We start from the raw sequence: 23,171 nt of genomic DNA, 5'->3' as shown, positions 1-23,171 counted from the left end.
AATAACGATTTGATTTAGAAAGTTAAATTAACACCCAATGTGAAGGTACGTGCCTTCGGGAAGAATTGACGAGGCTCAATACCCGGAGACAAACCAGCATCCGTATCGGAAGATTCACCACGGAACAATTCAACCTCTGGGTCTAAACCTTTGTATCCAGTAATTACGAATAAGTTCTGAGCGGCGAAATAAAGACGAGCTTTATCCAACCAATTAATCTTCTTCGTATCGAAGGTGTAACCTAAGGCCAAGTTATCCAAACGGATGAACGAACCATTCTCCAAATAATAAGAACATACGCGAGAAGATTCTTTCATCGTATAAGTCAATTCATCATCTAATGCGTTTGTACCGATCAAGTACGTATTATTCGCATAAGCCGCACGCGGGTTGTTCAATACCTTGTTGCCGATCGTTCCACGGAAGAAGAAGCTGAAATCCCAGTTCTTCCAAGTGAAATTATTTTGCCATCCAAATGTCAAGTCTGGTTGTGCGTCTCCTACGTATGTGCGGTCATCGTCCGAGATCTCACCATCACCGTTCAAATCCGTAATGATATATTTTCCGTCCTTGATACCCGTACATTCCAGCATGAAGAATTGTCCTACGGGACGGCCTTCCTCTACTACGTGAGAAGTTACGCCGGAAGCACCACGGATCCATGGATCGCCTGTATAAATACGGTCTGTCGTATAAAGATCGCTTGACAACTTCGTGATTTCATTCTTATTGTGGGACAAGTTCAATGACATATTCCAGTTGAATGTCTTGTTACGGATCACATCTAAGTTTAACAAAACCTCGATACCTGTATTTTTCATATCACCTACATTGGCTTGCATACGGTCGTAAACATACGGAGGAGTCGGAACCTTGTAAGTATAAAGCATGTCTGATGTACGTTTGTCATACCATTCGATTGTACCACCTAAACGGCCATTGAACAAAGAGAAATCTAAACCGATGTTTAACATAGCCGTAGACTCCCATTTCAAATCCGGGTTGGCATTCTGGGAAATCTTATAAGATGTAGCCCAATTACCATTGTCATAATAGATACCGGACATGCCATAAAGCTCCATGCTCTTATACGGCTGTAAACCATCTTGGTTACCGGTAACACCGTAGCCCGCACGTAACTTCAAGTCATTGATCCAGTTTACGTCTTGCATGAATGCCTCTTGTGAGATACCCCAAGCTGCGGAAACAGAGGGGAACGTACCCCATTTATGATTCGCACCGAACTTAGAGGAACCATCTCGACGGACGGTAGCCGTAATCATATAACGCTCGTCATAGCTATAGTGAGCGCGGGCGAACATAGAGATCAATTTGTAGTAGTTCTTACCAGACTCAACGTCGCCTGTCTTTAATCCGGCTCCGGATTGCAAAGCGTTATATGACAAATCGTTGATCAAAAAGTTGCGGTTTTGAGCGAAGAAATAAGAATATGTGTTATCCTCCCAAGAGTAACCGAGAATCGCATTCAATTTATGTTTTTCGTCCGCACCAAAAGACTTATTGTAGTCCAAAGTCCACTCCATCAAGTTACGATCCCATGCCCGATTACGTTTTTGCGCAAAGCCATTATTACCCTGTCCGACCGTCGTACGAGAGTCGTCATAGCGGCTATACTCATTAGAGAAACGGCTCTTATATAAATTTGCCTTGATGTTCAATCCGTTGATAATCTCAAATTGGATATCACCGGCACCATAAAAATAAACGTTGCTGTTTTTTCGCTCGTTCAGATTTTGGTTTTGAACAGGATTACCTTGGTCATACTCCACATTAACTTTCGTGAAGTAAGAACCATCAGCGTTATAAACTGGGTAAACAGGCAACATGCTGTATGCCAACACGAAGTTGTCACCATTCGGAACATGTGAGTCTGTCAAGGTAGCAGATCCAGCCAAACCAATACGCAAACGGTCATTGATCGCACGCTGCTGGAACTGGAAGCGGAAGCTATGGCGTTGCATATCGTTATCGCGCATGATACCATTTCGATCCAAATAGGTATAGGACGCACGATAGTTGTTCTTAGAACCACCACCAGACAAAGAGATTGAATGGTTCTGAGAAACTCCGGTACGAGTCAGTTCATCAAACCAATCTGTGTCGGCACCATATTGGTCGTATACGCTATAGTCTAGACCTTTGCTATTTGCGTAACCTCTCCATTCGTCCGCATTCATTAAATCGGGCTTATTGGCCATCTGATCAAAGGCAACATAACCATCATAGCTGATTTGTGTCTTGGAGCCAGAACCTCTCTTGGTCGTAATCAATACTACACCACCAGCGGCACGAGAGCCGTAGATAGCGGCGGAGGAGGCATCTTTCAAGACGGAGATAGACTCGATATCGGAAGGAGCTACCGTCGACATATCACCACCGGGAATACCATCGATAACGATTAACGGACCTTGGTCGTTCTGCAACGTGGATGTACCACGCAAACGCATCGTAGATCCACGCGTCACATCACCGGAGCCGGAAGTGATCGTCAAACCAGCTACCTTGCCTTGCAACAAGTCGGAAGCGTCACGTGTGATACCTTTGTTAAAACTTTCTTCGGATACGTTCGCCACGGATCCTGTGATCTCCCTACGGGTCTGCGTACCGTAACCGATCGCCACGACCTCTCCTAAGTTTACTACGGATGGAGATAACTTAATCTCTACCGTGCTACGTCCTTTAACACTCTCTTCGATCGTGTTATAACCAATAAAGGATGCTTGAAGAACAGCCTTTTTTAAATCATTTACGGTAAGGCTGTAGTTACCGTCCATGTCAGTGATAGTACCATTGGTAGTTCCCTTTTCTACGATGTTCGCACCGATGATGGGTTCACCAAGTTCATCTAGTACCATGGTTTAGAATCATGCTACGTATACTTTGTTAATATCAAACATATTCAATATTTTTCTGTAATAAAAAATCAAGCATGGTAGCATCTAGGTATATCAGGTACCATATGAGTATTACACAATAGAGTGAAAATAAATCAATCATCAAAATAAAGTATGGATAGTTTTATGTAATGTTTTTTTACATTATCATGGTTTAATTTTAAAAAAGTTATTATATTTGCCTCGAAAATTCTCAATTGTGTTTGTGAATTCAATGATTGTTAACCTAAAAATTAAGTAATTATGCAACGAAAGAAAACATTTGATTCTTTCAGACGCTGTAAGGTAGTGATACTTTCAGTGTTGATGTCTTTTTGCATGACAGCGGCTTTTGCCCAATCTGGCGCTGTTAAAGGAAAAGTTCTAGATGAACAAGGTGAGCCCATCATCGGTGCGAACATTGTAGAAAAGGGTACTACCAATGGTACGATTACCGATATTGACGGTAATTACACTCTAACGCTTAACGACTTGAAAAAAGCCGTTCTTCAATTTTCTTTTATTGGTTATAACACTTTGGAAGAAGGTGTTAAAGGACGTAACAAAGTGGACGTTAAATTAGCTCCATCCGTAGTAAATTTGGGTGAGGTTGTTGCGATCGGTTATGGTACGCAGACTCGTAAGGAGATTACCGGATCTGTAGCCAATGTCTCCGAGGAAAACTTCAACAAGGGTGTTAATCGTGATGCTTCAGATTTGCTACAAGGTAAAGTGGCTGGTTTGCAGATTACTTCTGGCTCTGGTGATGTGACTCGTAGCTCTCAGATTCGTTTGCGTGGTACTTCTACCTTGCAAAACGATCAAGGTCCTATGATCGTTATCGATGGTGTTCCCGGTGGTGATATGTCTACGGTTTCTCCTTCAGATATCGAGTCTATTTCCGTATTGAAGGATGCCTCTTCTGCTGCTATCTATGGTTCTCGTGCCGCAGGTGGTGTTATCTTGATTACGACCAAGAGAGGTTCGGGAGCTAAGACTCAGATTAATTATGATGGTTATGTGACAATGGATAAGGTTGCTAACAAACCGGATATGCTGAATGCTTCCGAATGGCGTGATGTGAACAAACAATTGGGTAGTGACATCTCGCAATATGACAAATATAACGCTGATACTGACTGGTTCGGTGCTTTATTACGTACGGGTATTTCTCAGAATCATGCCTTGTCATTGTCTGGAGGTTCTTCCAAAAGTAACTATCGTGCGTCTTATACTTACTTAGATCGTAAGGGTATCGCTCGTGATAACTGGATGAAGCGTCACAGTTTCCGCTTCCAATTCCAGCAACGAGCTATCAATGATCGTTTGCGTATTGGTTTGACGGGAGCTGCTACCTTGACAGATATGCAAGCTACGTTTGCCGACTATTTCATCGCTGCTTACAATAATGTTCCGGTCGTTCCGATTTACAATGAGGATGGCTCTTATTTTACGGGTAACGACAACGCTTATAACCAAGGTAACATGGTGAAAGCCCAAGATGAAAACTACAAATTATTCAAAAATAATTATTTCTATGGACAAGGCGATGTGCAGTTTGAAGTAATTGAGGGCCTGAACGTAAAGGCGAACTTATATAAGAGTCGTTATACTAGCGATTATAGCCAATGGGAAAGCCCCGACAATGCGTTAGGTGGTGGTGCTGGAAACTCTTTGGGTGATAGCTCGAATGGCTATGCCAAGAGACGCAACTTCGTATGGGATCGTGAGTTGATGGAATGGACGGCCGACTATAACAAGTCTTTCGGTGCGGAGGAAAAACATAAACTGAACGCTTTGCTGGGTTATTCTTGGGAAACCAACGGTTATCAGTCGCAAGAATCTTTGGCAACACAGTTCTCTGTAGCATCTATGGGTGCCAACTCTATCCAAGCTGGTAACGATTTGAAGATCGGTAATGTGACTTCCAGCAAGAATGACTATAAATTGATCTCTTTCTTTGCTCGTGCGCACTATAGCTACGATGAGCGATATATGATCACCGCTACGATGCGTCGTGATGGTTCTTCTAAGTTCGGTGCTAATCATAAATGGGGATGGTTCCCGTCTGTATCTGCTGCTTGGGGTATTTCTCAAGAGGCCTTTATGCAGGATATCAGTTGGTTGAACGACTTGAAGTTGCGTGCTGGTTATGGTGTGACAGGTAATCAAGATGGTTTGAAGCCTTATAAGAGCTTGGAGTTGTATCAGCCGTATGGTACTTATTATAACGGTGGTGGTACATCTACCTCTTTCCGTATCACGCAGAACCCGAACCCGGATTTGAAGTGGGAATCAACTGCTATGTTTAATATCGGTGTAGACTTCCAGTTATTTAACGGTCGCTTGGGCGGTACGGTAGAATATTATAGTAAGAAGACTTCCGATATGCTTTATGACTATGCTGTACCGACTCCAACGTATGTGTATAAAAAGATCGCTGCCAACGTTGGTGATATGAGCAATAAGGGTATCGAGGTCATGTTGAACTTAGACGTGATCCGAAACAAGAGCTTTAACTGGAATACTTCTATTAATTTGTCTCACAATAAGAATGAGATCACGAAGTTGTCTAACGACCTGTTTTCAACAAGCCGTGTTTATGTAGGTGATCCGTGGATCCGCGGTGCTTCCGGCGTGACTTCTCATGTGGTAGAGGAAGGCTATCCGGTCGGTCAGTTCTTTATGTTGAAATGTAACGGCATTGATGAAAACGGTAAGTTTATTATGGAAGATGTCAATAAGGATGGACAAATCTCGGACGATGACCGTACATACGTAGGTGATTCCCAGCCGGATTTGACATTTGGATGGAACAATACCTTCACTTGGAAGAATTGGGATGCCAGCTTCTTCTTACGTGGGCAGATCGGTGGCAAGTTGTTGAACAACCCGCGTGCCGCTTATGGTAATAATACCTATGTAGCCGGAGCTAACGCTATGAAAGGTGATGACTTGATGTTACTGAGAGAGAATTCGCGTGTAAGCTCATATTATTTGGAGAATGCCTCTTTCGCCCGTTTGGATAATATGTCTATTGGTTATACATTCAATACGAAGAAGATTGATTGGCTAGACAAAGCCCGTATTTATGTAGCTGCTCAGAACTTGTTCGTAATCACAAGCTATTCCGGTTTGGATCCGGAAGTGGAGCTCTTCCGTGGCGAGGCTAGCGATACGGATGCCGGTCTGTCACCGGGTATCGAACCGCGTAACTATATGCCGAAGGCTCGTTCATTTACATTTGGTGTTAACTTATCATTCTAATTTTAAATGCATTCGTTATGAAAAAAAGAAATATAATATCGTTCTTGACTGGTACGGCTCTCCTTTTTTCTATGCCAGCGTGTACGAACTTGGATGAAACGGTATACGATAATGTCCCTGCGGATTCATTCGGTTATACTGATTCGGAGATCAGTGTGTTGGTAGGGACCGTGTATAAGACATTGAAGAATTATCCTGCGGATGGAAATTTTATTGCGCTGGATGTGATGTCGGGATCTGATGCTGTTACTCCTACCCGTAAGGGTGGCGACTGGTATGATGGTGGTCAGTATCGTGAGATCTACATGCACACATGGACTTCGCAGACTTCTGTGATCAAGGGAGCATGGTCTACGGCTTCTGAGGCTATCGGTACTTGTAATGCCAACTTGAAGGTAGTGGAATCTTCTGATTTCTTATCGGACGAACAGATGTCTCTATATACATCTGAAATCCGAGGTATCCGTGCTTTTTGGATTTACAAGATGATGGACGATTGGGGCAATATTCCATTGGTTACTGATTATGCGGATAAGGAACTTCCGGCTTGCCAACCTCGCCAGGCCGTGTTTGATTGGTTGATTAAAGAAGTGACAGAGATTGCGGAAACTTGTCCGGGTCGTGAAAATGGTTATGCTAAGTTTACGAAAGGTGCAGCTTATACGTTGTTGGCTAAATTATATTTGAATGCGGAAGCTTGGGGTGTAAGTTGTAACAATGCTTACCAGATGGCCGCAGAGTGTTGCGACAAGGTGATGGCGATGGGTTATATATTAGAGCCGGACTTTAAGGCAAACTTCTCCTTGACGAACGAGAGTTCTCGTGAGGCGATCTTGGCCGCTCCGTTCTCAGAGACGGATACGGATAAGGATAATCGTTGGCAATTGATGAACCGTACGTTGCACTACAAAGATCAGTTGGCTCTTTCTAACGGTGTTTCTGCTTGGAATGGTGTTTGTGCGCAGCCGGAATATGTTAAATTGTTCTCTGATGACGATCCTCGTAAGGAAGCTACATTCTTGATCGGCCAGATGTATAATGCCTCGACCGGTGAGCCTATTGAGACAGACCATGGTTTCTTGTTGAACCATACGATCGATGTTACTATGTTGGCTGGTACGGAATATGATGGAACAACTTGGGGAGCGGTAAATCAGCACGATGGCGCACGTTGCCAGAAATGGCCGTACTCAACGACTTTGACAGACGCTATGGGTAATGACTTCCATGTGTTCCGTTATGCGGATGTTCTTTTAATGAAAGCAGAGGCATTGCTTCGTAGTGGTGGTAGTGCGTCTGAGGCCACAAGCTTGGTTAATCAAGTCCGTGAACGTGCGTTTGGTGATTCCAATCACAATTACGCTACTGTTACGCTGGATGATATCCTTCTTGAGCGTCGCCTCGAATTGTCTTGGGAGATGCACAACCGCCAGGATGATATCCGTTTCGGGGTCTATGACAAAGGTATGTGGGCTGCTTCAAATTGTGTGAGAAAGACAGATGATTATTTGAAATTGTTCCCTATATCTCAAGATGCTTATCAATCTAACGATAAATTGACTCAGAATCCGGGTTATCCTGCATTCAAATAAAGACTTTCAGAGCTAGATGAGGTACGGTAGTACTTTGTCTAGCTCACTAAAGTAAGGAAGAATCGTTTATTTCGAGCCAAAGTATGTCTTGTCATCAAATTTGAAAGAAAATTTTAGCAATCCATTGCCTTATAGTGATTTCTTGAAAAACGCCCTTTTGATCCTTTTTTGATGTTTCCTTGACACACCTTATTTCCGTGCAGAAACATATCTCCTCTTTATTCTTATTTCCCATCTCAAAATCATGCCCATAGTATAACCGTGACAATCTAACTGGTATAATATAACTTGCTTTTTGGGCTTTAGCCACAGTGTGTCTTTTCTTGAAATAGCTGGTTCTTCTTTAATTTAGTTGAAGAGCTAGTTGAGTAGTAAAATGCGTTTGCGAAATATATCTGGTATACAGTTGATTAAGTCACTCGTAAAAGGCTTTTCAAGTGATTAGTTATTCACTTCCCAAGCCGCAAGCTAACGGCTAGGTATAGTCGTTAGTTATTCACTCGACAAGCCGTTAGTTATTCACTCGACAAGCCGTTAGTTATTCACTTCAACAGCCAAAAATAGTGTGCTTCTCAACGACCAAAGCATCTCCTTTTGAGAGAATGGAACTGTAAGCAAAATATTGAAATGAATGACTTGATCGAGTTTTATCGAACCAAAACAACAGACAGATGCATTCGTTTGTGAACTAAACTTGAATAAATGCATTTGCAAACATTGTGGTTGCTCTTTTTTCTAAATATTAGTGCTTATTGCAAGGAATAGACTAACTTTGCCTACAACAAGTATAAAAGTTATCCAGTATATGAGTCAAGTGAAAGGAATCCCTTACGGATTATCAGATTTCAATCGAATAAGGAATGGTAATTTCTATTTCGTGGATAAAACGATGTACCTTCCGCTTATCGAGAAGATGCCTAGCTATCTTTTCTTGATCCGTCCGAGACGGTTTGGCAAGAGCGTATTCCTAAGCATGATGCGTACGTATTAACGTATTATGATATATTGCGTCAGGATGATTTTGATGCATATTTTGGAGATCTCTGGATTGGTACGCATCCAACCGGTGAAAGGAATAAGTATCAGGTACTTTATTTCGATTTCTCTAAAGCGGGCTGTTCGATGCCGGGAGCGGACCTGATGACAAGTTTCAATGATTATTGCGGCTTAATCATTAATCAGTTCGCGCATGTGTACGCAGCTTATTATGACGCTGATTTTAAGGAGACCGTCGAGCATATAGAAAGCGCGAAGTCTAAGCTGGCTTACATAGAGGTAAAAGCGAAGGAAAAGGGATATCCCCTGTATCTCATTATAGATGAGTACGACAACTTTACCAATGTGATATTGAGTGAGCATGGGCAGCGAATGTTTCATGACTTGACTCACGCCAGTGGTTTCTACCGGGAGTATTTCAAACAATTCAAGGGAATGTTTGACCGTATATTCATGATGGGGGTAAGCCCTGTGACGCTGGATGATTTGTCGAGTGGATATAATATAGACTGGAATATCTCGGTAGATCCTCGTTTTAATGCCATGATGGGTTTTGATGAAACGGATGTTCGTGAGATGTTCCGTTATTATCAGCAAAACGATATGCTCAAAGGGGATGCTGAGGCTATGATTACGGAAATGAAGCCTTGGTATGATAATTACTGTTTCGCAAGAGAGAGCTTGGGTGACGATCGGATTTTTAACTGTGATATGACTTTGTATTATTTACGTTGGCAAGTTGATTTTCATTGTTCCCCGGGAGAAATGGCCGATAAGAATATCCGAACGGACTATAGTAAGCTGAAGATGCTGGCACGTATTGATCGTGACTCTGTACAGGAGGAAAATCGTATGGGTACCATCGAGGAAATCGCGGCAAAAGGAAAGATCTTGGTGGACTTACATACATCCTTTCCTGCCGAACGGGTAACGGATATAGATAATTTCCGTAGTCTACTTTATTATTACGGTTTGCTTACGATGTGTGGTACTCGAGGCGATCGTTTAAGAATGTGTATTCCTAATAATTGCGTACGTGAGCAATATTTTGGTTTTCTTCGTGAGGTAGGGAGAAGTATAACATAACTCCGCTTTTTTGTATACCTTCGCGCCATGAACAAACAAGCACTGCTTTTTTATCCGTTGTTGGGGGTGGTTCTTTTGGTGCTCTTTGTGGGAGGGCTGGCGTATGGGGCCGTACCGATTCCTTTGGATCACGTGATGGATATTTTGCTGGGGAAGGGATCTGATAAGATCGCATGGCAGAATATCGTGTTGCAATCTCGTTTGCCTCAGGCTATAACCGCATTATTGGCGGGGGCTTCCTTGGCTACCAGCGGGTTGCTATTACAGACATTGTTCCGGAATCCGTTGGCGGGACCTTCCATATTGGGCATTAGTGATGGCGCTAATCTTGGAGTAGCCGCTATCATGCTCTATTTCGGTGGTACGTTGGAGCAGTTCACGGATTGGCCGATCAGCGGATATATGGCGGTAATCCTCGCGGCCTTTGTGGGGGCTTGCGTGATACTGGGACTGATTATCTATTTTTCGGCAAAAGTGAAGAATAATGTCATGCTTCTGATTATCGGAATCATGATTGGCTATCTAGCTTCTTCGGTTATTTCTATCTTGAATTATTATTCATCTACAGACCGGGTACATGCGTTCGTGATGTGGGGGCTTGGTAATTTTTCCGGTGTATCCTTGGAACAATTACCATTCTTTGGAACTTGTGCGTTAATCGGGCTGTTATTAGCGATCTTGCTGATCAAGCCTTTGAATGCCTTATTATTGGGAGAAATGTATGCCGCTAATTTAGGTATCCGGATCAAACGAACACGGATCGCGATTCTTTTGTGTACGGGAGTATTAACGGCTACAACTACTGCTTTTTGCGGCCCCATTTCCTTTGTCGGATTAGCAGTTCCACATATCGCCCGGTTGATGTTAGGCTCTTCCAATCATAAGATGTTGGTGCCAGTTACAATGCTGACAGGTTCCTGCGTTGCTCTTCTATGTAATATGCTGATGGTGGTACCGGGCAGTAATACGATCCTGCCATTGAATGCCGTTACCCCTATGCTTGGGGCGCCTGTTATTATTTACGTAATCGTGAACCGGAAGAATATTCAATATTTTAATTAGTGGTTATGGAAAGGATTCCAGTTATAAGGACAAGAAATCTGAGTATTGGATATGTTTTGAAAGGTGGACACCTAAAGTTGGTGCATGATGCCCTCGACTTGAATTTATATCCGGGCGAGGTGACTTGCCTTCTCGGGTTGAATGGTGCGGGAAAGTCTACCTTATTGCGTACGCTGTGCGGCTTCCAGCCCTCTCTGGGGGGCGAGATCGAATTGAAAGGAAAGCCGTTGGCCTCTTACTCGCAAGGTGATTTTTCCCGGATGGTAGGTGTTGTTCTCACGGAGAAGACAAATGCCGGTGGAATAACGGTTTACGAGTTGGTCTCTTTAGGAAGACATCCCTATACCGGCTTTTTCGGACAATTAAGGCAGGAAGATCGCAGGATTATCGAGGAATCGCTTGCTGCCGCCGGTATCGCTCATAAGGCTTATAATTATGTGTCGGAACTTAGTGATGGCGAGCGTCAGAAAGCCATGATCGCCAAAGCGCTGGCACAGCAATGCCCCATCATATTGTTGGATGAGCCGACGGCCTTTTTAGATGTGACAAGTCGGATAGAGACTATGGTCTTGTTACATACTTTAGCGGTAGAGCAACAAAAAGCGATTCTGCTATCGACGCATGATCTTGATTTGGCGATCCAGCTGGGAGACTGTCTATGGTTACAGGAGAAAAGTCGCCCAATGGCATGTGGAACGCCGGAGGACTTGATTATGGGAGGAGCTTTCGAGACTTTCTTTAGCAAGGAAGGAATCGTGTTTGATCCGAATACCGGGAAATTGAATACGGCAGCTCCAACAAAGCTTATTGGGGTTGAGGGGGATTTTATGACTTCTTATTGGGTTGGGAATGCCTTGATCCGGAATGGCTTTAAGCCCTCGTCGGTTAGCGAGGATTATATAAGTGTTTATTGTAATGCTCCGGATAGCCTGCGTATTCAGTTCCCTGCGGAAGAGGGCACGAGAATCGTAGGAAGTGTGGCGGAGATGATCTCAATCATAATTCATAAATCATAAGTTATATATGTCAAATGAGATTACATGGCGGCTGGAAAATGAGAATATAGGCCGTTTGTTGGTACATTACGCGATTCCCGCCGTTATCGGGACCATGGTTAATGCTCTTTATAATATCGTAGATCGTATATTTATCGGACAAGGAGTGGGTGCGCTAGCTATCTCCGGATTGACTTTGACTTTCCCGATACTACTCTTTATGCAGGCATTTGGAATGTTGATCGGTGCGGGAGCCGCTACAAGGGTCTCCATTCATCTAGGCCGTAAGGCGAATGATCTGGCAGATAACGTATTAGGAAACGCTTTCACTTTGACATTCATTATCGGAGCCTTGACGATTATCCCCAGTATGATTTTCTTGGATGATTTGTTAATGTGGTTCGGGGGAAGCGAGCAGACGATACCTTATGCGAAAGACTATTTATATATCGCTATCCCGGGTAATTTGCTAGCTACATTAAGCTTTAGCTTTAATGCCGTGATGCGTGCTTCCGGATATCCGAAAAAGGCGATGTTCACGATGATGATCGGTGCCGTCTTGAACGTGATCCTAGATCCGATCTTTATCTTTTGGCTGGATATGGGGATACAGGGTGCCGCTATCGCTACGGTGATCTCCATGGCTGCCGGTGCCGCTTTCGTGATGAGTCATTTTATCAGCAAGGATAGTATCGTACGTTTCCATACGAAATATTTCCGGTTGAAAGGTCCCATTATTTGGAATATATTTACGATCGGCATGTCTCCATTTTCCATGCAGCTGGCGGGCAGTGTGGTTGTGGTGATCATGAACCATGCGTTGAAAGAGAATGGAGGCGATTTGGCGATTGGTGCCAGCGGTATTATTTCCAGTATCGCCATGCTGCTGGTTATGTTGATTATCGGTATCGCCCAAGGGATGCAACCGATTGTCGGGTTTAATCATGGCGCTGGGCATCATGACCGGGTATTGGCTACCTTGCGGTTGTCTATTATAGTATCGACCTTGATTACAGGGGTAGGATGTATCGTCAGTTTATTATTCCCGAGACTGATCGTTAGCGTATTCTCGACGGATGCCGAATTGGTGTCGATTACGGATAATGGATTACGTCTGACGATGCTGGTCTTTTTCGTTGTCGGTTCCCAGATTACGATCAGCCAGTTTTTTCAAAGTATCGGTGTCGCATGGAAAGCGATGTTTCTGAGTCTAAGTCGGCAGGTTTTATTCTTGATACCGGCTATTCTGCTATTTCCTCCGATCTGGGGATTGGATGGCGTTTGGCTAGCGCAACCTTTCTCCGATTTCATTGCGGCGGTAACCGCATGGGGCTTTTTATGGTATCATGTTAAAAACGTGAAAAATAAGGGTTAAAGATGAACTTATGTCGATGTTAATTGTATTTTTATTGTACATATAAAAGTACTTTTATAGACAAACCTTTAAAAATGAGTTAATATGAAGAAGATTGTATTATTGCTCGCCGTTTTATTATTTGGTGCAGGGTCGATGATGGCACAGCAGGACAAGTCAGCAGAGAAAGCTGCGAAGCAGGCCGAGAAAGAAGCAAAGAAAGCAGAGAAGGCAGCGAAGAAAGCTGCGGAGGAAGCCGAGGCTAACGCATTGTTTGAACAAGCGGTGCAAGCTTTGAAGAATAAGGATTTCGTATTGGAAGCGGATCGTATAGAGTTTAAGCGCGGTAGTTTTGTTTATGTTACTCCGAACACGAACTTCGTTTCGGTGAAGGGTGAGAAGGCTACCATTCAGTTAGCGTTTAATACTCCGGCGGCCGGTCCTAACGGAATAGGAGGTATAACGGTTGATGGAACAACTTCCGGTGTACAGATGAAGACTGACAAAAAAGGAAACGTTATGTACGAGATGAATGTGCAGGGTGTAGCGGTATCCGCTAGGGTTACGTTCCGTATGGCGAAAGGTACGAATAAATGTACTGCCACGGTATCGCCTAACTTTAATAGCAACCGTATATCCTTTACGGGAAATCTCTATCCTTCGAGCGAGTCGAATGTGTTCAAGGGACGTTCTATTTAATGTAGATAAATGTTCATTATAAATAAGAGCGGGCTTTCATCAAGAAGGCTCGCTTTTATTTTCGGTAAACTTTCCGTAAGTTCGCGAAATAAAAATTTAACATCTTATAATCATGCAACTATCCATAGATCAAAAAGACATCGATAAATTTCTGATGATAGGCGATAAAGTATTGATTAAGCCTAAGAATCCACAGAGCCAGACGAAGACCGGATTGTATCTGCCTCCCTCGGTTCAACAAGGGGAGAAGATACAAGCGGGTTATATCATAAAGACGGGGCCCGGATATCCGTTGCCTTCTCAATCTGAGGAGCATGAGGTCTGGGAGAAAAAGAAAGGGGAGGAGGTGCAATACTTGCCGCTTCAAGCCCGTGAAGGTGATTTGGCTGTCTATTTGCAGAATGCCGCTTACGAGATCAATTTTAATGACGAAAAGTTCTTGATTGTCCCTCATTCCGCTATTTTGATGTTAGTGCGTGATGAAGGTTTGTTTGAATAAAGCCTTTTGTTAAGGAAAATAGGGCTATATTCACTTTTTTATCTTATTTTTGCCAGCAAAACAAGACAAACTATCAACAGTAGCGATTATAATGAATAAGATTGTAAGTAAAGAACATTTCTCAGCCAACGTGGTGAAGCTGGAAGTCGAGGCTCCTTTGATCGCCCGCTCCCGCAAGGCCGGTCACTTCGTGATCGTGAAGGTTGGCGATAAAGGCGAACGTATACCTCTTACCATTGCCGGGGCGGATACCGAGAAAGGTACCATCACCTTGGTGATCCAAGCGGTAGGCGGCTCATCCCGTAAAATCTGTGAATTGAACGAGGGTGACTATATCACGGATGTGGTGGGTCCGTTAGGGCAGGCTACCCATATCGAGAAGGTTGGAACGGTTGTTTGTGCCGGTGGTGGCGTAGGTGTCGCTCCGTTGTTGCCGATCGTGGAGGCTTTCCATAAGGCGGGAAACCGTGTGATCGTCGTATTGGCGGCCCGTACCAAGGACTTGGTGATCCTTGAGGAGCAGATGCGCCAAAACTCGGATGAGGTAATTATCATGACCGATGACGGATCGTATGGTACGAAAGGCTTGGTGACGAATGGTGTGGAGAGCGTGATCAACCGGGAGAAGGTGGATTTATGCGTTACGATCGGTCCGGCCATTATGATGAAATTCGTTTCCGCTCTTACAAAGAAATACGAGATTCCTACCGTAGCTTCCTTGAATACGATCATGGTGGACGGAACGGGTATGTGTGGTGCTTGCCGTATCACGGTAGGCGGGAAGACCAAGTTCGTTTGTGTGGACGGACCGGAGTTCGATGCTCATCAAGTGGATTTTGATGAGATGATTATGCGTCTCGGCGCTTATAAGGATATAGAGAAGAAATAACGAAACCACGTAATTGAATCATGACAACAGAAGAATTAATCGCTGCTCGTCGTGCCGAACCTTGGCGGGAGGCACTTCGCAAAAGCAAGAAAAATAAAGAACGTGCGGATATCCCCCGCGTGAAGATGAACGAGTTGGACCCGGAATACCGGAGTCGTACCCGTTTGGAGGAAGTTAACTTAGGCTTGACAAAAGAACAGGCCATGCAAGAGGCCGAGCGCTGTTTGGATTGTCCGAATCCTACTTGTATGCAGGGATGTCCGGTAAATATCAATATACCTACTTTTATCAAGAATATCGAGCGTGGGGAATTCTTGGAGGCCGCTAAGACCTTGAAAGAGACAAGTGCTCTGCCCGCTGTTTGCGGTCGTGTCTGTCCGCAGGAGAAACAATGCGAGAGCAAGTGTATCCATTTGAAAATGAGTAAGGAAGCGGTTGCCATTGGCTACTTGGAGCGTTTCGCCGCTGATTACGAACGTGAGAGCGGTAATATCTCGGTTCCGGAGATCGCGGAGAAGAACGGTATCAAGATTGCCGTGGTAGGTTCCGGTCCTGCCGGATTGTCTTTTGCCGGAGATATGGCGAAGCGTGGATATGATGTGACTGTGTTCGAGGCATTGCATGAGATCGGTGGTGTATTGAAATATGGTATCCCGGAGTTCCGCCTACCGAATAAGATCGTGGACGTGGAGATTGATGGCCTTCGGAAGATGGGCGTACAGTTTGAGAAAGATTGTATCGTGGGCAAGACGATCAGTTATGATGATTTGCATGCGGATGGCTTTAAGGGCGTGTTTGTGGCAAGTGGCGCCGGTCTGCCTAACTTTATGAACATTCCGGGTGAGAACTTTGTGGGCGTGATGTCGTCCAACGAGTATTTGACCCGTGTAAACTTAATGGATGCGGCGAATCCGGAAAGTGATACGCCGGTGCTACAAGGAAAGAAGGTGGCCGTGATCGGTGGAGGAAATACCGCTATGGACTCTGTCCGTACCGCTCGTCGTCTGGGTGCTGAGCGTGCTATGATCGTCTACCGTCGTAGCGAGGAGGAGATGCCTGCCCGTCTGGAAGAGGTGAAACATGCGAAGGAAGAAGGTGTGGAGTTCTTGACGCTTCATAATCCGATTGAATATATAGGTGATGAAAGAGGCCGTGTGAAACAGATGCGTTTGCAGAAGATGGAATTGGGCGAGCCGGATGCCTCTGGTCGCCGTCGTCCGGTACCTATCGAGGGCGCTATCGAAACAATTGATGTGGATGAGGTGATCGTTAGCGTCGGTGTATCTCCGAATCCATTAATACCCCGTGCCTTTGGAGGCTTGGAGGTGAGCAAGAAGGGTACGATCGTAGTGGAGGAAGACAGTATGCGTTCCACTTTAGGCGATGTGTATGCCGGTGGTGACATCGTTCGTGGTGGAGCTACCGTGATTCTGGCGATGGGAGACGGTCGTAAGGCCGCCGCCGCTATGGATGCGGACTTAAAAGGAAAAGTATAATATCTATTAATTTAATAAGGAAAGACGGGTTGTTTAAACGATCCGTCTTTTTTCTTTTATCGTGATACGGAGATTTATGTTTATTATCTATAAGACTAATTCTTGAAATAATCTCTCAAATGTCTGTTCTAGATCGTTGGAAAAACCGGGATGTGGACGTGAGGTTTGGATAGAGGCACTTCTTATGGCGGTAAGCCAACGAAAGCGCTCTGGAATATCTAGGCTAGCTATAGGGCCTCCATCCTTGGCGCCGGAACATATCTTATCGAAAACGTGGAGATTGGTGCACAAAGATTCTTTATCTATATCTGATGTGAACAGACGAAGTTTCTTCTCGTCTACATGATAGCGAGCCTTGATGAATTTAGGCCGTTTACAGAACATGATAAGGCCTACATTGATAAACTCCTCCCGTTCGATTTTCGGTACGATACGGATTACGGCATATTCATATAAGTGTTTGTCTTGCATGTCGAACTTCATTTATAAACGTGTCAGAATGGGCGATTCGGTCAATTAAGAACCGGATATATACATCACGTATCTCTTGAGGCGTACCGGGACTATCGTTCCAATGCAACCAATCGTCGGGTACTAGACCTACGATCTCACGAATTTTCTCTTCCGTTAAGATACGTTTGAAATCCTTGTCTACTTCCTCCAGCAGCGTCGCTTGTGGCAATAATACATGATCCTTGATATGGATGAAAGGGCCGATCGCATGTTTTTGCCAATTTACCCATGAGAAATGGAAAAATAAGGAAGCTCCATGATCGATGAGCCAAAGTTCATTATTCCATATCAACATATTCGTATTCCGGACCGTGCGGTCTATATTTGTCAAAAGAGCATCGAGCCATACGACTTGTGAGGCGAGTTTGGGATCTACACGATTGACTACCGGATCGAAAGTTAAGGCTCCGGATAAAAAATGTAATCCCAGATTGAGCCCTTGACTTGCTTGTAGTAAGTCTTGTATCTCCTCGTCACCTTCCGACCGCCCGAAAGCCTCGTCAAGATTCAGGAAGACCAATTCTGGTACATGGAAACCCAAGCAACGAGCGATCTCACCTCCGATCACCTCGGCTATCAAGGCTTTTGTCCCATGTCCGGCTCCCCGGAACTTAACGACATATTTAAACTCATCGTCCGCCTCCGCTAAAGCAGGCAATGATCCGCCTTCCCGCAGAGGCATGATATATCGGGTAACATTCGCAGTACGTAATTCCATAACCCTCACTTTAATTGAAGATAAAGATACGATTATATTTTAGAAATAAAAAGCCCCGCTATTCTTTCGAACAGCGAGGCCTTTTGGAAGCGAGCGGAAGACGGGACTCGAACCCGCGACCCTAACCTTGGCAAGGTTATGCTCTACCAACTGAGCTACTTCCGCAATTAAATTAGATCGTACTCGAAGCGGGACTTGAACCCGCACAGCCGCAATGGCCAAAGGATTTTAAGTCCTTCGTGTCTACCGATTCCACCATTCGAGCATCCACCTCTTCTCTAAGAGTTGAGCGGAAGACGGGACTCGAACCCGCGACCCTAACCTTGGCAAGGTTATGCTCTACCAACTGAGCTACTTCCGCATTGTTTGTTTCTCTTTTGCGAGTGCAAAGGTAGTACAAATATTTATACTACCAAACATTTTCGGTGAAAAATTTAATTATGGATGTAAATTTTATTACCGTTTGTATCGACGACATATTGTTTGAGGGCTTGTTTCTCCTCAGCGCAAGGTCCTTCCACCGGATTGCCGATACCGTTTAAAAGTTCAAATTTACTACCGCATTTCGGACAAATGGCGTATACGGCAGATTCGTCCACATCTACGATGACATTAGCGGATGCCTCATGAGGACAAGCGGCATCGAACGCGAAGAATGCTCCAGTTCCGTTACTGGACAATCCATGATAGACCAATACGCCTCCAAAACCTGTTTGCTCGCCAGCTTGGTCTACATCTTTAGAGGTGTAGATCTTATAAGCCTGTATTGCATTCAACGCTTTATCTTGATAAGTCAGATCTAGTTCCAGATAGACCGCACGATAGGGAATGCGAGTCTCTATCGTATCTGCGCAAGATAATAGCGTAAACAAGATCAAAAGTGGAAATATCCGTCTTATCTTATCCATGGATCAATTTCTTTTCAGCCTCGTTCATCCGTTCGAAAGAGAAAGAACCTATCACGCTACGCATCATGGTGGCGATTGGTTCGTTACATAGATTACCGATACTGCCTTCGTGTGTATGGTTAACGCTCTTCGAAGGAACGAATTTACCGGCCTCGATATCCAAACCTACTTGCTTATAAGCGTCACGGAAAGGCATTCCGGCCAAGACACGGCGGTTCACTTCTTCCACGCTAAACAATAGAGAATATTTATCATCGTCCAATATATGCTCGTTCACTTTCACCTCACGCATCATATGAGTTACCATGCGTAAGCAATCCTTCAGCTCGTCGAAAGCCGGTAGGAAGACTTCCTTGATGATCTGGAGATCCCGGAAGTAACCGGAAGGAAGATTATTGCTGATCAAGATGATTTGCTGAGGCAAGCCTTGAAGCTTATTGCATTTGGCACGTGTCAACTCAAATACATCCGGATTCTTCTTATGCGGCATGATACTGGAGCCGGTCGTGAACTGATCCGGCAGTTTGATGAAGCCAAAGTTCTGGCTATTGAACATACAAGCGTCGAACGCTAACTTGGAGAGCGTAGCGGCGATACCCGCCATAGCGAAAGCTACGGTGCGTTCCATCTTGCCACGTCCCATCTGGGCGTATACCACATTGTAGTCCAGCGAGTCGAAACCTAATAAATCCGTAGTCATCTGGCGGTTTAGCGGGAAGGATGAACCATATCCGGCGGCGGAACCCAGCGGGTTACGGTTGCAAATACGGTATGCGGCTTGCATAAGTTGCAAATCATCTACCAAGCTCTCCGCATAAGCGCCGAACCAAAGTCCGAACGAAGAGGGCATAGCTACCTGTAGATGCGTATATCCGGGAAGCAGTACATCCTTGTACCGGTTACTCTGGGAGATCAAAACGTCGAACAAGCCGGAAACCAACTCAACCAATTCTTGTATTTGCGAACGGGTGAAAAGTTTCAGATCCAATAGAACCTGATCATTGCGGGAACGCCCGCTATGGATCTTCTTGCCCATATCGCCCAAACGGCGTGTAAGCATGAGTTCCACCTGCGAGTGCACATCCTCGATGCCTTCCTCGATGATGAATTCTCCACGATCCGCTACGGCGTATATATTCCGTAATTCTGCTAATAAGACGTTTAGTTCCTCTTTGGTCAACAAACCGATACTTTCCAGCATCGTGATATGCGCCATAGAGCCTAATACGTCATATTTAGCGAGGTAAAGATCCAGCTCACGGTCCTTACCTACCGTGAAGATATCTACTTCATGATCTACCTGTACATTTTTTTCCCAAAGTTTCTGAGCCATAATGAAAAAGGAATTAATAAGGCAAGGAGGCGATAACGGCCGAGATTTTATCGACAGCCTCTTGCAAAGGTTTCGATACCATTGGTTTCAAGAACGGATTCAGATCGGCACGAACCGTGATTTTTAACCGTGTGTCGTCCTCGGCCACCTGTTTCAATTGTATCCACAAGAAAAGGGGAACAGGAGAGTTGGTCGTCGTGAACTTGATTAATTTATTCGGCTCTCTTTCTACGATCTGGAAGGTAATCTTACCAACGGGATCGACAGCGAAACTACAGGTATCGCTGTCGAACTCAAAATTTTTTATTTTATCTTGCGGGATGCGATCCTTGATACGTTCCAAGTTGGAAAGATCGGACAACATCGTGAAGATACGTTCATCATTGTGTGGGATCTGTTTGACCTCACTCACAAATTCTTCAGTCATTGAGTGTTTTTTTGTTTATTACTTATTTCGGGTCCCAGTTAGCCGGATCTTTACGCCATTCCTGAAGAACCGCGATCTCAGACTCATCGATGTAATGCGTACGGACAGCTTCTTCCAAGACAGCGTCGTAGTTACTCAATGTAGTCAATGTTACTTTAGCGTCCTTGAAAGCGGCTTCCGCTACAGGGAATCCATAGGTAAAGATAGCTACCATACCCGCGACATCGCAACCAAAGTTACGTACGGCCTGTACGGCTTTCAAGCTACTACCTCCGGTAGATACCAAATCCTCGATGATCACTACTTTAGAACCCGGTTTCAATTCTCCCTCGATAAGGTTTTCCAATCCATGATCTTTTGGCGTAGAGCGGATGTATACGAATGGCAATCCTAATAAATCGGCTACTAAAGCACCTTGAGCGATCGCGCCTGTAGCAACACCGGCAATGGCATCTACGTTCTCGAATTTTTCACTAATCACACGAGCCAACTCCAATTTAATGAAGCTACGAACGACCGGATAAGAAAGAGTCTTTCGGTTGTCATTGTAGATCGGAGATTTCCAGCCGGATGCCCAAGTAAACGGATTGGCCGGTTGCAACTTTACGGCTTTAATCTTTAATAATTTTTCTGCTACTAAACTTTCCAGTGTTTTCATACAATCCTATATTTATATCAGTCTGCAAAAATAGATAAACTGAATGACATTACCTTGAATATCGTACGTTAATTTTTTATTAATATTTATGCGACAGACAGGGCTAAAATGCTGATGCGTATGCCCGGAATCCCTGATAAAGCCTTTGCGCAAGCGGAAATCGTGGCTCCGGTTGTGATCACGTCGTCTATGAGCAGGATATGTTTGTTTTTTAAGCTTTCCGGATGAATGACATTAAAAATAGAACATACATTTAACCAGCGGTCGTAAATGGCCTTACGAGTTTGGGTACTTGTGTGGGTGGTGCGGGCTAGACTTTGCGTATCGATGGGGATATCCCATATGGAACGGATGCCGGAGGCGATCCATTCGGACTGGTTGTAACCTCTTTGCCGTTTTTTGCGGGGATGCAGGGGAACGGGGATAAGGAGGTCTACGGTACATATCGGGCTGTGATCCGCTTGGAGCTCTCTCGCTATCTGCCGTCCGAGTAGATAGCCCAACTCTTTATTATCATGGTATTTGAGCGAGTGGATCAGGCTTTGTACTTTTCCGCCTTTCTCGTATCGTAGATAAGCGGTGGCGTATTCGATCCGGTCTTTTCCGATAAAAAGTTGCTCGACGGGGTTGTTCGCCTGTCGATGATATCCCGTGTGCGGCAGGTCGCATAGGCATTTCAGGCAAATTTGTTCTTCTCCCTCGACGAGTGGTCGTTTACATATTTTGCATAAGTTTGGGAAAAACAGGTTGAGCAGATTATTCCATGTCGTCGGCATAATCCTCGCAGTCTGTTCCTTTGAATAATTGGCTTAGGCAATCCAACGTGATCTGGCTTTCGAAACCTCGTCCGGCGGCGAAACGGAGTAACTTGTTGAATAGGTCCCGCTCGTCTTTTCCTTTTGTCGATTTCTTTTTGCTTTTTAGTAAATCGAGTAAGATGGAGCGGTATTCTCCCTCGTCGATGGCGGCGAGCGATTCTTCCCGGATCGGGGAGGGGATGTTTTTCTTATAAAGCTCGTATCCTATTTTTACCCGTCCCCATTTATTGAACCGTAGCTTATCGTTCACGAAGAAACGGGTGTAACGGGATTCGTCGATAACCCGCTCTTTCAGCAATCGGGCGATGATACGCTCGGAGGCGTCGGGAGGAAGTCCGGCGGCATCGATCTTTTTCTGTACGTCTTGTATGCAGCGTTCGGCGGCGGAGCAATAGGCGGCTGCCCGGTGCAACATCTCGGGTTCGGTTATCTCTTTCATATTTTTGCTTTTACGATACGGTCTTTTCCGTATAAATCTTGTATTAATTCGACTTCGGTGTAATTCTCTTGACGTAGCATCGCTACGGTCTCTTTTCCGCAAAGGGCGTTGATCTCGAAGTATAGATGCCCGCCTTCCGCCAAATGCCTTTGTCCGAAGCGGGCGATGGCCCGGTAGAAGAGAAGCGGATCGTCGTCGGGAACGAACAAGGCTAGATGAGGCTCGTTCTCCAGAACGTTCGCTTCCATGGTCGCTTTCTCCTTATTCATTATATAAGGAGGGTTGCTGACGATGCAATTGAAGTTGCCTATAGGAGAAACAGCGGTTTCTTCCGTATGGGATTTTGGTTTCATGTACGTGAAACTTTTGTTTTCCTTACGTGAAACTTTTGTTTCTTCTACGTGAAACTTTAGTTTTCCTTGCATGAAACTGGGATAACCTTCGGAAAGGATATCCAATTCGAGAAAAGATACGGAAACTTGATTCAGTCGGGCGTTCTCCTCGGCCACGGCTAGCGCCCCGGGCGAT

At 44.7% G+C, this 23,171-nt stretch carries 19 protein-coding genes, 3 tRNA genes and 1 pseudogene; 10 read left to right on the top strand and 13 right to left on the bottom strand.

The genetic code is table 11. The features are described 5' to 3' along the window. Positions 1-14: 14 nt before the first annotated feature. Positions 15-2,876: a SusC/RagA family TonB-linked outer membrane protein gene (locus QVP94_RS19130; RefSeq protein ID WP_022193255.1), complete on the bottom strand. Its 2,862-nt coding sequence runs from the start codon at positions 2,874-2,876 to the stop codon at positions 15-17. Between the two features lie 282 nt (positions 2,877-3,158). Between QVP94_RS19130 and QVP94_RS19125 the strand changes: the two genes are divergently transcribed. The 10 genes and pseudogenes from QVP94_RS19125 (at position 3,159) to gltA (ending at position 16,829) form a co-directional block, all read left to right on the top strand. Continuing rightward, positions 3,159-6,161 carry a SusC/RagA family TonB-linked outer membrane protein gene (locus QVP94_RS19125; RefSeq protein ID WP_008777904.1) on the top strand — a complete coding sequence of 1,001 codons (3,003 nt, stop codon included), beginning with the start codon at positions 3,159-3,161 and terminating at the stop codon, positions 6,159-6,161. A 17-nt stretch (positions 6,162-6,178) separates the two neighbouring features. Beyond that, positions 6,179-7,753: a RagB/SusD family nutrient uptake outer membrane protein gene (locus tag QVP94_RS19120; protein ID WP_022193254.1), complete on the top strand. Its 1,575-nt coding sequence runs from the start codon at positions 6,179-6,181 to the stop codon at positions 7,751-7,753. Between the two features lie 805 nt (positions 7,754-8,558). Beyond that, positions 8,559-9,814: pseudogene (locus tag QVP94_RS19110) on the top strand (ATP-binding protein); the annotation flags it as partial. Positions 9,815-9,862: 48 nt separating this feature from the next. Further along, positions 9,863-10,897 (top strand): iron chelate uptake ABC transporter family permease subunit, encoded by a 1,035-nt coding sequence (locus tag QVP94_RS19105; protein ID WP_005867847.1) that lies wholly within the window; start codon positions 9,863-9,865, stop codon positions 10,895-10,897. Positions 10,898-10,902: 5 nt separating this feature from the next. Beyond that, positions 10,903-11,913: an ABC transporter ATP-binding protein gene (locus QVP94_RS19100; protein ID WP_005867848.1), complete on the top strand. Its 1,011-nt coding sequence runs from the start codon at positions 10,903-10,905 to the stop codon at positions 11,911-11,913. A 7-nt stretch (positions 11,914-11,920) separates the two neighbouring features. After that, positions 11,921-13,267, top strand: coding sequence for an MATE family efflux transporter (locus tag QVP94_RS19095; RefSeq protein WP_008779310.1), 1,347 nt, complete (start codon positions 11,921-11,923; stop codon positions 13,265-13,267). Positions 13,268-13,351: 84 nt separating this feature from the next. Further along, positions 13,352-13,945, top strand: a complete 594-nt coding sequence (locus tag QVP94_RS19090) for a DUF4251 domain-containing protein (protein WP_005859017.1) — start codon at positions 13,352-13,354, stop codon at positions 13,943-13,945. A gap of 112 nt (positions 13,946-14,057) precedes the next feature. Further along, complete coding sequence (locus QVP94_RS19085; RefSeq protein WP_005859009.1) at positions 14,058-14,444, top strand: co-chaperone GroES; 387 nt, start codon at positions 14,058-14,060, stop codon at positions 14,442-14,444. A gap of 91 nt (positions 14,445-14,535) precedes the next feature. Next, positions 14,536-15,333, top strand: coding sequence for a sulfide/dihydroorotate dehydrogenase-like FAD/NAD-binding protein (locus QVP94_RS19080; protein ID WP_005859007.1), 798 nt, complete (start codon positions 14,536-14,538; stop codon positions 15,331-15,333). A 20-nt stretch (positions 15,334-15,353) separates the two neighbouring features. Next, positions 15,354-16,829, top strand: coding sequence for an NADPH-dependent glutamate synthase (gltA, locus tag QVP94_RS19075; RefSeq protein WP_022193252.1), 1,476 nt, complete (start codon positions 15,354-15,356; stop codon positions 16,827-16,829). Positions 16,830-16,916: 87 nt separating this feature from the next. On the opposite strand, the gene QVP94_RS19070 is transcribed toward gltA, so the two are convergent. From QVP94_RS19070 to QVP94_RS19015, 12 genes are all read right to left on the bottom strand, one after another. After that, a complete protein-coding gene (locus QVP94_RS19070; RefSeq protein ID WP_022193251.1) occupies positions 16,917-17,300 on the bottom strand; it encodes a DUF3037 domain-containing protein in 384 nt (127 codons plus the stop codon). After that, positions 17,278-18,060 carry a HipA family kinase gene (locus tag QVP94_RS19065; protein ID WP_022193250.1) on the bottom strand — a complete coding sequence of 261 codons (783 nt, stop codon included), beginning with the start codon at positions 18,058-18,060 and terminating at the stop codon, positions 17,278-17,280. The genes QVP94_RS19070 and QVP94_RS19065 overlap by 23 nt, the downstream gene beginning before the upstream one ends. Positions 18,061-18,152: 92 nt before the next feature. Next, a tRNA-Gly gene (locus tag QVP94_RS19060) sits at positions 18,153-18,225 on the bottom strand. A gap of 15 nt (positions 18,226-18,240) precedes the next feature. Next, a tRNA-Leu gene (locus QVP94_RS19055) sits at positions 18,241-18,325 on the bottom strand. Between the two features lie 23 nt (positions 18,326-18,348). Beyond that, positions 18,349-18,421, bottom strand: a tRNA-Gly gene (locus tag QVP94_RS19050). 73 nt (positions 18,422-18,494) lie between these two features. Continuing rightward, positions 18,495-18,968, bottom strand: coding sequence for a Rieske (2Fe-2S) protein (locus QVP94_RS19045; protein WP_005867883.1), 474 nt, complete (start codon positions 18,966-18,968; stop codon positions 18,495-18,497). Continuing rightward, positions 18,961-20,301 carry an argininosuccinate lyase gene (gene argH / locus QVP94_RS19040; protein ID WP_009016977.1) on the bottom strand — a complete coding sequence of 447 codons (1,341 nt, stop codon included), beginning with the start codon at positions 20,299-20,301 and terminating at the stop codon, positions 18,961-18,963. The genes QVP94_RS19045 and argH overlap by 8 nt, the downstream gene beginning before the upstream one ends. Before the next feature lie 13 nt (positions 20,302-20,314). After that, positions 20,315-20,728: an SRPBCC family protein gene (locus QVP94_RS19035; RefSeq protein WP_022193249.1), complete on the bottom strand. Its 414-nt coding sequence runs from the start codon at positions 20,726-20,728 to the stop codon at positions 20,315-20,317. Positions 20,729-20,750: 22 nt separating this feature from the next. Further along, on the bottom strand, positions 20,751-21,386 hold the full coding sequence (gene pyrE / locus QVP94_RS19030) for an orotate phosphoribosyltransferase (RefSeq protein WP_005858992.1): 636 nt from the start codon (positions 21,384-21,386) through the stop codon (positions 20,751-20,753). Between the two features lie 86 nt (positions 21,387-21,472). Beyond that, entirely contained in the window at positions 21,473-22,162 is a 690-nt protein-coding gene (locus QVP94_RS19025; RefSeq protein WP_008772663.1) for a ComF family protein, read from the bottom strand. After that, the gene (locus QVP94_RS19020; RefSeq protein ID WP_022193248.1) at positions 22,143-22,643 is read right to left on the bottom strand and encodes a regulatory protein RecX; all 501 of its coding nucleotides are present in this window, start codon (positions 22,641-22,643) and stop codon (positions 22,143-22,145) included. Before QVP94_RS19020 ends, QVP94_RS19025 begins: the two co-directional genes overlap by 20 nt. Continuing rightward, on the bottom strand, positions 22,640-23,171 hold a 532-nt coding region (locus QVP94_RS19015; protein ID WP_502685456.1), incomplete at its 5' end, for a N5-glutamine methyltransferase family protein. The genes QVP94_RS19015 and QVP94_RS19020, both read right to left, overlap by 4 nt.

Origin of the sequence: Parabacteroides sp. CAG:2, assembly GCF_000436315.1 — a bacterium.
Taxonomy (GTDB): Bacteria; Bacteroidota; Bacteroidia; order Bacteroidales; family Tannerellaceae; genus Parabacteroides; species Parabacteroides distasonis.
The sequence above is the reverse complement of the archived record's forward strand: the minus strand, read 5'-3'. Positions and strand labels throughout refer to the sequence as shown.